Origin of the sequence: Salmonella sp. SAL03688 (assembly GCF_046551895.1) — a bacterium.
GTDB lineage: Bacteria > Pseudomonadota > Gammaproteobacteria > Enterobacterales > Enterobacteriaceae > Salmonella > Salmonella enterica.
On the sequence record NZ_JBGDVI010000031.1, the window covers coordinates 26,388 to 40,853 of the forward strand.

11 protein-coding genes and 1 pseudogene are annotated in these 14,466 nt (G+C 49.3%); 8 read left to right on the forward strand and 4 right to left on the reverse strand.

The features are described from left to right. Positions 1 to 337, reverse strand: a pseudogene (locus ACLJR2_RS21885) (cytoplasmic protein). A 130-nt stretch (positions 338 to 467) separates the two neighbouring features. Between ACLJR2_RS21885 and sopD2 the strand changes: the two are divergent. Then, positions 468 to 1,427: an SPI-2 type III secretion system effector SopD2 gene (gene sopD2, locus ACLJR2_RS21890; protein ID WP_001145549.1), complete on the forward strand. Its 960-nt coding sequence runs from the start codon at positions 468 to 470 to the stop codon at positions 1,425 to 1,427. A gap of 75 nt (positions 1,428 to 1,502) precedes the next feature. Here sopD2 and pflB read toward each other — a convergent pair whose 3' ends face one another. The 3 genes from pflB to ycaO all read right to left on the reverse strand — a co-directional run bounded on the left by pflB (position 1,503) and on the right by ycaO (position 6,867). After that, a complete protein-coding gene (gene pflB, locus ACLJR2_RS21895) occupies positions 1,503 to 3,785 on the reverse strand; it encodes a formate C-acetyltransferase (protein WP_001292799.1) in 2,283 nt (760 codons plus the stop codon). A 59-nt stretch (positions 3,786 to 3,844) separates the two neighbouring features. Further along, the gene (gene focA, locus ACLJR2_RS21900; RefSeq protein WP_000642539.1) at positions 3,845 to 4,702 is read right to left on the reverse strand and encodes a formate transporter FocA; all 858 of its coding nucleotides are present in this window, start codon (positions 4,700 to 4,702) and stop codon (positions 3,845 to 3,847) included. Positions 4,703 to 5,106: 404 nt separating this feature from the next. Continuing rightward, on the reverse strand, positions 5,107 to 6,867 hold the full coding sequence (ycaO, locus tag ACLJR2_RS21905; protein ID WP_001535017.1) for a 30S ribosomal protein S12 methylthiotransferase accessory factor YcaO: 1,761 nt from the start codon (positions 6,865 to 6,867) through the stop codon (positions 5,107 to 5,109). A 136-nt stretch (positions 6,868 to 7,003) separates the two neighbouring features. Between ycaO and ACLJR2_RS21910 the strand changes: the two genes are divergently transcribed. The 7 genes from ACLJR2_RS21910 to ihfB all read left to right on the forward strand — a co-directional run bounded on the left by ACLJR2_RS21910 (position 7,004) and on the right by ihfB (position 14,311). Beyond that, positions 7,004 to 7,696: a DUF421 domain-containing protein gene (locus tag ACLJR2_RS21910; protein WP_000642868.1), complete on the forward strand. Its 693-nt coding sequence runs from the start codon at positions 7,004 to 7,006 to the stop codon at positions 7,694 to 7,696. A 185-nt stretch (positions 7,697 to 7,881) separates the two neighbouring features. Continuing rightward, complete coding sequence (gene serC / locus ACLJR2_RS21915) at positions 7,882 to 8,970, forward strand: 3-phosphoserine/phosphohydroxythreonine transaminase (RefSeq protein ID WP_000079590.1); 1,089 nt, start codon at positions 7,882 to 7,884, stop codon at positions 8,968 to 8,970. Between the two features lie 70 nt (positions 8,971 to 9,040). Then, positions 9,041 to 10,324, forward strand: a complete 1,284-nt coding sequence (gene aroA / locus ACLJR2_RS21920) for a 3-phosphoshikimate 1-carboxyvinyltransferase (protein ID WP_001535014.1) — start codon at positions 9,041 to 9,043, stop codon at positions 10,322 to 10,324. A gap of 142 nt (positions 10,325 to 10,466) precedes the next feature. Further along, positions 10,467 to 11,228 (forward strand): M48 family metallopeptidase, encoded by a 762-nt coding sequence (locus ACLJR2_RS21925; protein WP_000792301.1) that lies wholly within the window; start codon positions 10,467 to 10,469, stop codon positions 11,226 to 11,228. 172 nt (positions 11,229 to 11,400) lie between these two features. After that, positions 11,401 to 12,084 (forward strand): (d)CMP kinase, encoded by a 684-nt coding sequence (gene cmk / locus ACLJR2_RS21930; RefSeq protein WP_000125007.1) that lies wholly within the window; start codon positions 11,401 to 11,403, stop codon positions 12,082 to 12,084. Positions 12,085 to 12,197: 113 nt separating this feature from the next. Next, complete coding sequence (gene rpsA, locus ACLJR2_RS21935) at positions 12,198 to 13,871, forward strand: 30S ribosomal protein S1 (RefSeq protein ID WP_000140325.1); 1,674 nt, start codon at positions 12,198 to 12,200, stop codon at positions 13,869 to 13,871. Positions 13,872 to 14,026: 155 nt separating this feature from the next. Continuing rightward, positions 14,027 to 14,311 carry an integration host factor subunit beta gene (ihfB, locus tag ACLJR2_RS21940; RefSeq protein ID WP_000167332.1) on the forward strand — a complete coding sequence of 95 codons (285 nt, stop codon included), beginning with the start codon at positions 14,027 to 14,029 and terminating at the stop codon, positions 14,309 to 14,311. The last annotated feature ends 155 nt before the right edge of the window (positions 14,312 to 14,466 follow it).

Below are 14,466 nucleotides of genomic sequence, written 5' to 3' on the forward strand. Positions count from 1 at the left end.
CTACAGAATGTGTGGCTGTTCCAGAATGTGCTGCAATGGAGCTATTTTACCTCTATTCAGTATAAAATATACGGCAAATCTATGCTGCATAACTCGCACCGCCAGAAATTGTGGCTCATTCATCAGCCCGGTACCTCTGTTTAACGCCCGAGCCGCAATACATACTGTAAGTGTATCATCCATAGCGTCCTGGTTTTGCTGTTTATGATCCGCCTCTTTTTTCGAATGGTTGGAGCCGTTTTGTTGTGGTTAGAACGAAAATAATTCTCAACATAATTCAGATGTGTCCAAAGAACGTTATGCCCGTCCAGTGCCTGGCGTCGCATTCAACGCGCAATCAGGTGTAAATCTGATGCCATTTCTAAAGCCGGACTGATTCAATCTCTTAAATAGAGTGTGGCTTTAATCAAAAAATGAGAGCAACGGATTGGATTTTGCTTTCGCGGTAAATAATCAAGGGAGTTATTATGCCAGTTACGTTAAGTTTTGGTAATCGTCATCACTATGAAATTAATACTTCACGGCTAGCCCGTTTGATGAGTCCTGATAAAGAAGAAGCGCTATACATGGGGGTATGGGATAGATTTAAGGACTGCTTCAGAACACACAAAAAACAAGAGGTGCTGGAGGTATTATATACACTCATCCATGGATGTGAACGTGAAAATCAAGCTGAACTTAATGTTGATATAACCGGCATGGAGAAGATACATGCCTTTACACAATTAAAACAATATGCTAATCCATCTCAACAAGACCGCTTTGTTATGCGTTTTGATATGAATCAGACACAAGTTTTATTTGAGATTGATGGCAAGGTTATTGATAAATGTAATTTGCATCGTCTCCTCAATGTTTCAGAAAACTGTATTTTTAAAGTGATGGAAGAAGATGAAGAAGAGTTGTTTCTTAAAATATGTATTAAGTATGGAGAAAAAATTGCTCGCTATCCAGAATTATTAGAAGGATTTGCTAATAAACTTAAAGATGCAGTTAATGAGGATGATGACGTTAAGGATGAAGTTTATAAGCTTATGCGATCTGGAGAAGATCGAAAAATGGCATGTGTTGAATGGAATGGTACTCTTACTGAAGAGGAGAAGAATAAACTACGCTGTCTTCAAATGGGGTCTTTTAATATTACTACCCAATTTTTTAAAATAGGTTACTGGGAATTAGAGGGGGAAGTCCTGTTTGATATGGTTCATCCAACACTTAGCTATCTGCTACAAGCATATAAACCGTCATTGTCATCTGATTTAATAGAAACTAACACCATGCTGTTTTCTGATGTATTAAATAAGGATTATGATGATTATCAAAATAATAAAAGAGAAATTGATGCTATTCTAAGAAAAATATATAGATCACATAATAACACTTTATTTATAAGTGAAAAGTCGAGTTGTCGCAATATGCTTATATAAAAAGTCATTAAAAAGGCCCCACTGATATGGAGCCTTTTTTGTACGCTTTTTATGGCGTAATTTCAGTCAAACCCATTACATGGTCTGCGTGAAGGTACGAGTAATAACGTCCTGCTGCTGTTCTTTCGTCAGGGAGTTAAAACGTACTGCGTAACCAGATACACGGATGGTCAGCTGCGGATATTTTTCCGGATGTTCCATCGCGTCCAGCAGCATTTCACGGTTCATGACGTTGACGTTCAGGTGCTGACCGCCTTCGATGGACGCTTCGTGGTGGAAGTAACCATCCATCAGACCTGCCAGGTTAGTCTTACGAACTTCGTCGTCTTTACCCAGTGCGTTCGGAACGATAGAGAAGGTATAAGAAATACCATCTTTCGCGTAAGCAAACGGCAGTTTAGCAACGGAGGTCAGAGAAGCGACAGCGCCTTTCTGGTCACGACCGTGCATCGGGTTAGCACCTGGTCCGAACGGCGCGCCAGCGCGACGACCATCCGGGGTGTTACCGGTTTTCTTACCATACACAACGTTAGAAGTGATGGTCAGAACAGACTGCGTCGGGATAGCGCCACGGTAGGTGGTCAGTTTCTGAATTTTCTTCATGAAACGTTCTACCAGGTCAACCGCCATGTCATCTACACGAGCGTCGTTGTTACCAAACTGCGGGTATTCGCCTTCGATTTCGAAGTCGATAGCCAGACCATCTTCGTCACGAATCGGTTTAACTTTCGCATATTTGATGGCAGACAGGGAGTCAGCCGCAACGGACAGACCTGCGATACCACACGCCATGGTGCGGATAACGTCACGGTCGTGCAACGCCATCAGAGAGGCTTCGTAGCTGTACTTGTCGTGCATGTAGTGGATAACGTTCAGCGCGGTGACATACTGTTTAGCCAGCCAGTCCATGAAGTGATCCATGCGGTCCATCACTTCGTCGAAGTTCAGAACATCGCCTTTGATCGGTTCGGATTTCGGACCAACCTGCATTTTCAGTTTTTCATCAACGCCGCCGTTGATAGCGTACAGCATGGTTTTCGCCAGGTTTGCACGCGCGCCGAAGAACTGCATTTGTTTACCAACGATCATCGGGCTTACGCAGCATGCGATAGCGTAGTCATCGTTGTTGAAGTCCGGACGCATCAGGTCATCGTTCTCGTACTGCAGAGAAGAAGTGTCGATGGAGACTTTAGCGGCGAATTTCTTGAAGTTCAGCGGCAGTTTTTCAGACCACAGAACGGTGATGTTCGGCTCCGGAGACGGCCCCATGGTGTACAGGGTGTTCAGGAAACGGAAGCTGTTTTTGGTGACCAGAGTACGGCCATCAACGCCCATACCGCCGATAGATTCGGTTGCCCAAATCGGGTCGCCGGAGAACAGTTCATCATATTCAGGAGTACGCAGGAAGCGAACCATACGCAGTTTCATGACCAGGTGGTCAATCATTTCCTGTGCGTCTTGCTCGGTGATTTTGCCTGCTTTCAGGTCACGTTCGATGTACGCATCCAGGAAGGTGGATACACGACCGAAGGACATTGCTGCGCCGTTCTGAGATTTAACCGCAGCCAGGTAACCGAAGTAAGTCCACTGGATTGCTTCCTGAGCGTTAGTCGCCGGACCAGAGATATCGCAGCCGTATTTAGCTGCCATTTCTTTGATCTGACCCAGAGCGCGGTGCTGTTCAGCGATTTCTTCACGCAGACGGATAGTCGCTTCCAGATTTACGCCGTTTTCCAGATCGGATTGCAGAGACGTAAACTGTGCGAATTTGTCTTTCATCAGGTAGTCGATACCGTACAGCGCTACGCGACGGTAGTCACCGATGATACGGCCACGGCCATACGCATCCGGCAGACCGGTCAGAACGCCGGATTTACGGCAACGCAGGATGTCCGGAGTATAAACGTCGAACACGCCCTGGTTGTGAGTCTTACGGTATTCGGTGAAGATTTTTTTGATCATTGGGTCCAGCTCGCGATTGTACGCTTTGCAGGAACCTTCAACCATTTTGATGCCGCCGAACGGGATAATCGCACGCTTCAGCGGAGCTTCAGTCTGCAGACCAACAATTTTCTCAAGCGCTTTGTTGATGTAGCCAGCGTCGTGAGAAGTGATGGTGGAAGCAACGGAGGTGTCAAAGTCAACAGGCGCGTGAGTGCGGTTTTCCTGTTTAACGCCTTCCATTACGCTGTCCCACAGCTTGGTGGTCGCGTCAGTAGCGCCAGCCAGGAAGGACTCGTCACCCTCATACGGAGTGTAGTTTTTCTGAATGAAGTCACGGACGTTTACTTCATTCTGCCAGTCACCTTTGGTAAAACCTTCCCAGGCTGTGGCTAACTTTTCATTAAGCTCGGACATGTAACACCTACCTTCTTAAGTGGATTTTTTATTTACTGCGTGTAATGGGCATCAACAGATTAATGATGCTCGTTACCACGCAGGTAAATGACCCAGTATGTCAACCCGACCAACAAACCGCCGCCGATAATATTACCGATCGTGACCGGAATCAGGTTATCAGTGATGAAGCTCATCACGGTCAGGTGAGAAAAACTTTCCGGAGACGAACCAACCGCGGTCCAAAACTCCGGTGTAGCAAAATCGCGTATTACAATACCCATAGGAATCATAAACATGTTTGCGATACTGTGCTCAAAACCGCTGGCGACAAACATGGCGACGGGCAGCACCATGATGAACGCTTTGTCCATCAGGCTACGACCTGAGTAGCTCATCCACACGGCCAGACAAACCATCAGGTTCGCCAGAATACCGAGGCAGACAGCTTCAATAAAAGTGTGGTGCATTTTGTGGTCGGCGGTTTGCAGGACGTTAAGTCCCCATTGACCGTTGGCAGTCATATACTCGCCGGAAAGCCACATCAGTAACACGAAAAGCAGAGCGCCAATCAGGTTACCAAAATAGACGTTTAACCAGTTTTTAGCCAGTTGCCCCCAGGTGATGCGACCGCTAGCTTTAGCTACAACGATCAGAACAGTAGAGGTAAAGAGATCAGCGCCGCAAATAACACAGAGAATCAGTCCCAAAGAGAAACAGATACCCCCGATAAGTTTCGCCATGCCATAAGGCATCGCGCCAGTACCGGTTGTCGCAGTAATATAAAAAACAAAGGCAATTGAAATGAATACGCCGGCGGTAATCGCCAGATAGAAAGTCTTAAGCGGATGTTTCGTTGCTTTATAGACGCCTGCTTCTTCAGCCACTTTGGCCATTGCTGCAGGGAGTAAAAGGTCAAAAGGGTTGTCAGCTTTCACACTAACTCTCTCTTTATTAAGTCGGCGACGAGATACTAACAAAGCATTATAGATGAGAATTTGATATAGATCATATCTCGCCTGGCTTATAGGCCCGTAAGTCGCATGGCTTTTATGCAATTACGGTGTAACTTTTTGATTATCCTAATAAAAATAAATTTTAAAAATTATAAATAGAGTTGAATTTTTTCCTGACTCCTCCTGCTGCACGGTTAATTAATATGGAGTAATCAACAAATAAAGTAACATCACTATGTCAATTAATTTAATATCAACAACCAATATTTAACCTTGTTATTACATTTTTCGCCGTTTAGCGAAAATAAATAAAACGGGGCCGCAAAGGCGCCCCGTAATATAACGCAGCCGAGAGGGTAAACCTACCCTAAGTCACTCATATGGCCTTATTTTGACCAGTATGCCGCTTTCGCGTGCTGTAATTTATCATACGCTTTTAACAAGGACTGATGCGCCGGGAACGCTTGTAGATCGTGGTCGACAGCCGGTAGTCCATAAAAAGCCGCTTCACCGCTAAGCGCGGCGCTGGCGGCTTCTACAGCCTCTGCGCCATACATTTTTATAAAAGCATTGAGATATTGCAGTGGCTGACGCGCATCTTCTTGCGACAGGAGCAGCAGAGTTTGCAGGCAACGGTAATAGTTTGCGCGTGCCGGACTAAAGACCGACGAATTGAACTCCATCGTCCATTCTGTCCAGATTAGCGCCTGCTCCAAATCGCCGCCCGCTAACGCTAACATTGCTTTTAATTCGCCGACGCGCAGTGTATACCAACCATTGTCCGCTCCGGTCGCCAGACCCAACAGTTCACGCACGCGGGTGAAATCGTCAAAACCTTCTTCATCCAATTGTTCAATCAGATTGAGATAATCTTCTTTATTCCAGGCGCTACCGGGCAGCGAAAGCAGAGTCTCACGAAGATGGCTACCCATATTGTTGTTGGCCAGCCACAGATCTTCGGCAGGATAAATATCAGACATTCCCGGTACGATAATACGACAGGCGTATACGCCGAGATGCTCGTAATCGGCAATGTAAACTTCTTTATCTTCAGCAGCAAAGATGGCCATCAGCGTGGCGAATTCTTCTTCGGTAGTGCCGGAAAAACTCCAGTCCGTGAACGGATAATCGGCGTCCTGTTTGAACAGATCCCAGGAAATCAGGCCGCTGGAGTCGATGAAGTGGGTCTCCAGATTAGTGTGCTCCGCGACTTCTTCATCATCGAACGTTGGTGGCGTGAAGACATCAAGATCTTTCAGACCGCGTCCCTGGAGTAGCTCGGTCACTGTACGCTCCAGCGCAACGCCAAAGTCAGGATGGGCGCCAAAAGAAGCAAAGCAGGTACCGTTAGCCGGGTTGAACAGCACGACGCAGATAACCGGATACTTACCGCCCAGCGAGCCGTCATAGGCGAAAATCGGGAAACCCTCGGCTTCCAGCGTGGCGATTGACTCCATTACCGCCGGATAACGCGCCATCACCTCTGCGGGAATCTCCGGCAGACTGATACTTTCTGCAATGATGCGATTTTTCACATAGCGCTCGAAGACTTCCGACAGTCCCTGAACGCGGGCTTCATTACGCGTATTGCCGGCGGACATTCCGTTAGAGACGTACAGGTTGCCGATGATATTCATCGGAATATACACGGTCTGGTTATCAGATTGACGGGTAAACGGCAGGCCGCAGACGCCACGATCTTCATTACCGGATTGCAGGTCGATAAGCATGCTTCCGGTTAATTCGTTCTCTGGATCGTAAAATGCGCGCAGACGGGCATCAAGCAAGCCTTCCGGTACGTTGTCATTTTCAGTCAGCGGGAACCACTTTTCATTCGGATAATGCACGAACGGGCTGTTGGCGATGGTTTCACCCAGCCAGAAATCAGCAAAAAAGTAGTTGGTTGACAGACGCTCGAAGTATTCGCCCAGCGCCGAGGCCAGCGCCGCTTTTTTGGTCGCGCCTTTTCCGTTGGTAAAGCATAACGCGCACTCTTTATCGCGAATATGCACTGACCAGACGTTTGGCACCGGGTTCAGCCAGGAGGCCTCTTCGATGTGAAAGCCGAGGTCGAGTAACTTTTGCTGGAAGCGGGCGATGGAGTCTTCCAACGCGGCGTCTTTGCCGGGAATAAATGTTTGCGTCATGAAAATCACTTTTGTCGTACGGAAAGCGCGCAATGATACGGGTTTTATGTGACGGGCGCTATCTCGCCGGGACATCGGCGGAAATAAAAGTATTGGCTATGCTTTTACACTGGAATTCACAGGAAGAGCATAAAAAATGAAAGCATTTGATTTGCAACGAATGGCGCTGGATAACGTGCCGGTAGCGTTTTTGGGGGAAGTGGCGCTACGTAGCTTTTACACCTTTGTTCTGGTGTTTCTTTTCTTAAAGGTGACAGGACGACGCGGCGTACGGCAAATGTCGCTTTTTGAAGTGCTGATCATTTTGACATTGGGGTCGGCGGCAGGCGACGTCGCGTTTTATGATGACGTTCCGATGCTACCTGTTCTGGTGGTATTCATCACCCTGGCGCTGCTCTATCGCCTGGTCATGTGGCTGATGGCGCATAGTGAAAAGTTGGAAGATCTGCTGGAAGGCAAGTCGGTGGTCATTGTTGAAGACGGCGAACTGGCGTGGGAAAAACTGCAGCGCTCGAACATGACGGAGTTTGAATTTTTTATGGAGCTTCGCTTGAATGGCGTTGAGCAACTGGGGCAGGTCAGACTGGCCATCCTGGAGACAAACGGACAAATCAGCGTCTATTTCTTTGAAAATAAAGACGTTAAGCCGGGGTTAAGCATTCTTCCTGAGCACTGTACGCCACGCTTTATCGTGGCGCCGGAGGCTGGCGACTATGCCTGCGTACGTTGCAGTGAAGTGATACGCATGAACGTCGGGGAAAAGCAATTATGTCCGCGCTGCGCAAATCCAGAATGGACGAAGGCAAGCCGGGCTAAACGCGTTGTTTAACAGCGAAAATATCGGATTTATACGGTTAATCCGGAAGATTCTGTTGTGTGACGCATGCCGCATTTTCTCCTCGCATTGTTTTACCCATTGCGGCGCGTGTCACTGAATGATAAAACCGATATTCACATGAATAACGTTTGCCTGATGTCTGTCAGGCAGGAAACAATGCAGCGTGGTGAGGGGAAATGGCTCAGGTCTTTAATTTTAGTTCAGGTCCGGCGATGCTACCGGCGGAAGTACTTAAACTGGCGCAACAGGAACTGCGTGACTGGCACGGTCTTGGTACGTCGGTAATGGAAATTAGCCATCGAGGCAAAGAGTTTATCCAGGTCGCTGAAGAGGCGGAGCAGGATTTTCGCGATCTCCTTAATATCCCCTCCAACTATAAAGTCTTATTTTGTCACGGCGGCGGTCGCGGGCAGTTTGCTGGCGTGCCGCTCAATCTGCTGGGCGATAAAACCACGGCGGATTATGTCGATGCTGGTTACTGGGCGGCGAGCGCCATCAAAGAAGCCAAAAAATACTGTGCGCCGCAGATTATCGACGCCAAAATCACCGTTGACGGCAAACGTGCCGTAAAACCGATGCGCGAGTGGCAGCTTTCCGATAACGCCGCTTATTTACACTATTGCCCGAATGAGACCATTGACGGCATCGCCATCGATGAAACGCCGGATTTTGGCCCGGAAGTGGTCGTCACGGCGGACTTTTCTTCTACCATCCTGTCTGCGCCGCTGGACGTCTCTCGCTATGGCGTAATTTATGCTGGCGCGCAGAAGAATATCGGTCCGGCAGGACTGACGCTGGTTATCGTCCGGGAGGATCTGTTAGGCAAGGCGCATGAGAGCTGCCCGTCCATCCTCGACTACACCGTCCTGAATGATAACGACTCGATGTTTAATACGCCGCCGACTTTCGCCTGGTATCTTTCCGGCCTGGTGTTCAAATGGTTGAAAGCGCAGGGCGGCGTGGCGGCGATGCACAAAATCAATCAGCAAAAAGCGGAGTTGCTGTACGGTGTGATTGATAACAGCGATTTCTACCGTAACGATGTCGCACAGGCCAACCGTTCGCGGATGAACGTTCCGTTCCAGTTAGCGGACAATGCGCTGGACAAGGTCTTTCTGGAAGAGTCTTTCGCCGCCGGTCTGCACGCCTTAAAAGGGCACCGTGTTGTTGGCGGTATGCGCGCCTCTATCTATAACGCCATGCCAATTGAAGGGGTGAAAGCGCTGACCGATTTCATGATCGATTTTGAGCGTCGCCACGGCTAATACGTTTTTTTTTTCATCCCCACGGCCAGTCTGTGGGGTTTTTATTTCTGTTTTTTGAGAGTTGAGTTTCATGGAATCCCTGACGTTACAACCCATCGCGCGGGTCGATGGCGCCATTAATTTACCTGGCTCCAAAAGTGTTTCAAACCGTGCTTTGCTCCTGGCGGCTTTAGCTTGTGGTAAAACCGTTCTGACGAATCTGCTGGATAGCGATGACGTCCGCCATATGCTCAATGCCCTGAGCGCGTTGGGGATCAATTACACCCTTTCTGCCGATCGCACCCGCTGTGATATCACGGGTAATGGCGGCGCATTACGTGCGCCAGGCGCTCTGGAACTGTTTCTCGGTAATGCCGGAACCGCGATGCGTCCGTTAGCGGCAGCGCTATGTCTGGGGCAAAATGAGATAGTGTTAACCGGCGAACCGCGTATGAAAGAGCGTCCGATAGGCCATCTGATCGATTCGCTGCGTCAGGGCGGGGCGAATATTGATTACCTGGAGCAGGAAAACTATCCGCCCCTGCGTCTGCGCGGCGGTTTTACCGGCGGCGACATTGAGGTTGATGGTAGCGTTTCCAGCCAGTTCCTGACCGCTCTGCTGATGACGGCGCCGCTGGCGCCTGAAGACACAACTATTCGCGTTAAAGGCGAACTGGTATCAAAACCTTACATCGATATCACGCTAAATTTAATGAAAACCTTTGGCGTGGAGATAGCGAACCATCACTACCAACAATTTGTCGTGAAGGGCGGTCAACAGTATCACTCTCCAGGTCGCTATCTGGTCGAGGGCGATGCCTCGTCAGCGTCCTATTTTCTCGCCGCTGGGGCGATAAAAGGCGGCACGGTAAAAGTGACCGGGATTGGCCGCAAAAGTATGCAGGGCGATATTCGTTTTGCCGATGTGCTGGAGAAAATGGGCGCGACCATTACCTGGGGCGATGATTTTATTGCCTGCACGCGCGGCGAATTGCACGCCATAGATATGGATATGAACCATATTCCGGATGCGGCGATGACGATTGCCACCACGGCGTTGTTTGCGAAAGGAACCACGACGTTGCGCAATATTTATAACTGGCGAGTGAAAGAAACCGATCGCCTGTTCGCGATGGCGACCGAGCTACGTAAAGTGGGCGCTGAAGTCGAAGAAGGGCACGACTATATTCGTATCACGCCGCCGGCGAAGCTCCAACACGCGGATATTGGCACGTACAACGACCACCGTATGGCGATGTGTTTCTCACTGGTCGCACTGTCCGACACGCCAGTCACGATCCTGGACCCTAAATGTACCGCAAAAACGTTCCCTGATTATTTCGAACAACTGGCGCGAATGAGTACGCCTGCCTAAGTCTTCTGTTGCGCCAGTCGACGGGCTGGCGCGCCGAGTCCGTATTCGCACTATTTTTATAATTATGACTAATGCTAATTTGTTGATGATTTAACACATTGATTTATGTGTTTTTTATAATAGTTATCAACGGAAGATTAGTATGAAAAATAAATCATTATTACTGGCGGTGGCGATTTCCGCCACGCTACTGGCAGGATGTAAAAATGGCGTGAATGGCAATTTAATCGCCAGTTCCGGCATGTCAGCCTACAAAGCCGCCACACTGTCCGATGCGGATGTTAAAGCATTATCTAATAATGCCTGTAAACAAATGGACAGCGAGAATCAACTGGCAGGTTCGAAAAGCAAATACACCAAACGTCTGAGCAAAATCGCTAAAGCGCTGGGTAACAACATTGACGGTACGCCGGTTAGCTATAAAGTCTATATGACCAGCGATATCAACGCATGGGCGATGGCGAACGGTTGCGTTCGCGTATACTCCGGCCTGATGGATCTGATGACCGATAATGAAATTGAAGGCGTACTGGGCCATGAACTGGGCCATGTCTCTTTAGGGCACTCCCGCAAGGCAATGCAGACCGCCTATGCCACACTGGCGGCTCGCGATGCGATTTCCGCCACCAGCGGCGTCGCAGCGCAGCTTTCCCAGTCTCAATTGGGCGATCTGGCGGAAGGCGTCATCAATTCGGCGTTTTCTCGCAGTCAGGAGTCTGATGCGGATGACTTCTCTTACGATCTGCTGAAAAAACGTGGGATTAACACCCAGGGCTTAGTCACGGCATTCGATAAATTCGCCACAATGGACGCAGGTCATGCAAAATCATTGATGGACTCCCACCCGGCCTCAGCCGATCGCGCGCAGCATATGCGCGACAGAATTGCCGAAGATAAAAAGTAAATCATTGTCATCTTTCGGGCTGGTTTCTCGCCGGCCCGCTATAATTGCGCAATTATTCCGCATCTGATTACAGACAAAACTGGTTTTTGCACGCAACGTTAACGGTCGCGAGCGTTGGCGCGTATAATGCGCGGCGTTTACGTTAACGGTACGCCTGTTTAAGGAGATAAAGATGACGGCAATTGCCCCGGTAATAACCATTGATGGCCCAAGCGGTGCAGGTAAAGGCACCTTGTGCAAAGCAATGGCGGAAGCATTGCAATGGCATCTGCTGGATTCCGGCGCGATATACCGCGTACTGGCGCTGGCGGCATTGCACCACCATGTCGATCTCGCCTCTGAAGATGCGTTGGTGCCGCTGGCGTCCCATCTGGACGTGCGTTTCGTCTCAACGGACGGCAACCTGGAAGTTATCCTGGAAGGCGAGGACGTTAGCGGCGAAATCCGTACGCAGGAAGTCGCGAACGCGGCATCCCAGGTGGCGGCATTCCCACGCGTGCGTGAAGCGCTTCTTCGCCGCCAACGCGCATTCCGCGAAGCGCCTGGTTTAATCGCCGATGGACGCGATATGGGGACCGTGGTCTTCCCGGATGCGCCGGTAAAAATTTTCCTTGACGCCTCCTCGGAGGAACGTGCGCATCGACGTATGCTACAGTTGCAGGAGAATGGCTTTAGTGTTAACTTTGAACGCCTTTTGGCCGAGATCAAGGAACGCGACGATCGCGATCGTAATCGCGCTGTAGCGCCGTTAGTTCCTGCTGCTGATGCATTAGTTTTGGATTCTACCCGATTAAGCATTGAGCAAGTGATTGAAAAAGCGTTACAATATGCGCGCCAAAAATTGGCTCTCGCTTAAATGCGACCGAATTTGTAGTACCCCCGTTGCAAAGGATTGACAGCGGGTATGTTAAACAACCCCATCCGGCACGGAGCCAGGTGGACGTTAAATATGAAACCTGAAGATTAAACATGACTGAATCTTTTGCTCAACTCTTTGAAGAATCCTTAAAAGAAATCGAAACCCGCCCGGGTTCCATCGTTCGTGGTGTTGTTGTTGCTATCGACAAAGACGTAGTACTGGTTGACGCCGGTCTGAAATCTGAGTCTGCCATTCCGGCTGAGCAGTTCAAAAACGCCCAGGGCGAACTGGAAATCCAGGTTGGTGACGAAGTTGACGTTGCTCTGGATGCAGTAGAAGACGGCTTCGGTGAAACTCTGCTCTCTCGTGAGAAAGCTAAACGTCACGAAGCATGGATCACGCTGGAAAAAGCTTACGAAGATGCTGAAACTGTTACCGGTGTTATCAACGGCAAAGTTAAGGGTGGCTTCACTGTTGAGCTGAACGGTATTCGCGCGTTCCTGCCAGGTTCTCTGGTAGACGTTCGTCCGGTGCGTGACACTCTGCACCTGGAAGGCAAAGAGCTTGAATTCAAAGTAATCAAGCTGGACCAGAAACGTAACAACGTTGTGGTTTCTCGTCGTGCCGTTATCGAATCCGAAAACAGCGCAGAACGCGATCAGCTGCTGGAAAACCTGCAGGAAGGCATGGAAGTTAAAGGTATCGTTAAGAACCTCACTGACTACGGTGCATTCGTTGATCTGGGCGGCGTTGACGGCCTGCTGCACATCACTGATATGGCCTGGAAACGCGTTAAGCATCCGAGCGAAATCGTGAACGTTGGCGACGAAATCAACGTGAAAGTGCTGAAATTCGACCGCGAGCGTACCCGTGTATCCCTGGGCCTGAAACAGCTGGGCGAAGATCCGTGGGTTGCTATCGCTAAACGTTATCCGGAAGGTACCAAACTGACCGGTCGCGTGACCAACCTGACCGACTACGGCTGCTTCGTTGAAATCGAAGAAGGCGTTGAAGGCCTGGTTCACGTTTCCGAAATGGACTGGACCAACAAAAACATCCACCCGTCCAAAGTGGTTAACGTTGGCGACGTAGTGGAAGTGATGGTTCTGGATATCGACGAAGAACGTCGTCGTATCTCCTTAGGGTTGAAGCAGTGCAAATCTAACCCGTGGCAGCAGTTCGCAGAAACCCACAACAAGGGCGACCGCGTTGAAGGTAAAATCAAGTCTATCACTGACTTCGGTATCTTCATCGGCCTGGACGGCGGCATCGACGGCCTGGTTCACCTGTCTGACATCTCCTGGAACGTTGCAGGCGAAGAAGCAGTTCGTGAATACAAAAAAGGCGACGAAATCGCTGCAGTTGTTCTGCAGGTTGACGCAGAACGTGAACGTATCTCCCTGGGCGTTAAACAGCTCGCAGAAGATCCGTTCAACAACTGGGTTGCTCTGAACAAGAAAGGCGCTATCGTAACCGGTAAAGTCACTGCAGTTGACGCTAAAGGCGCAACCGTAGAACTGGCTGACGGCGTTGAAGGTTACCTGCGTGCTTCTGAAGCATCCCGTGACCGCGTTGAAGATGCGACTCTGGTTCTGAGCGTTGGCGACGAAGTTGAAGCTAAATTCACCGGCGTTGATCGTAAAAACCGCGCAATCAGCCTGTCTGTTCGTGCGAAAGACGAAGCTGACGAGAAAGATGCCATCGCAACTGTTAACAAACAGGAAGATGCAAACTTCTCTAACAACGCAATGGCTGAAGCATTCAAAGCAGCTAAAGGCGAGTAATCCTCTGAAACTTCGGGCCTTTTAGTCCGAAGTATAACGAGATTACTTGACAGATTGCAGGTTTCGGCCTGTAATCAAGCACTAAGGGCGGCTACGGCCGCCCTTAATCAATCTCACGGCTGCAGCCAATTTGCCTTTAAGGAACCGGAGGAATCATGACCAAGTCAGAATTGATTGAAAGACTTGCAACCCAGCAATCTCACATTCCCGCTAAGGCGGTTGAAGACGCGGTAAAAGAGATGCTGGAGCATATGGCCTCGACTCTTGCGCAGGGCGAGCGTATTGAAATCCGCGGTTTCGGCAGTTTTTCTTTGCATTACCGCGCGCCTCGTACCGGACGTAACCCCAAGACCGGCGATAAAGTGGAACTGGAAGGAAAATACGTTCCTCACTTTAAACCGGGTAAAGAACTGCGCGATCGCGCCAATATTTACGGTTAAGTTTTAACGCAAAACTTGAACCCGAAAAAAGCACCGTCAGGGTGCTTTTTTCATTTATATGACCCGTCCTGAATAGCGTTGACACGTTCCAGACTTAAATCCGGAGAACGTGATGATGACTGAGTTCAAACGCACCCAACGCGATTATCCTCTAT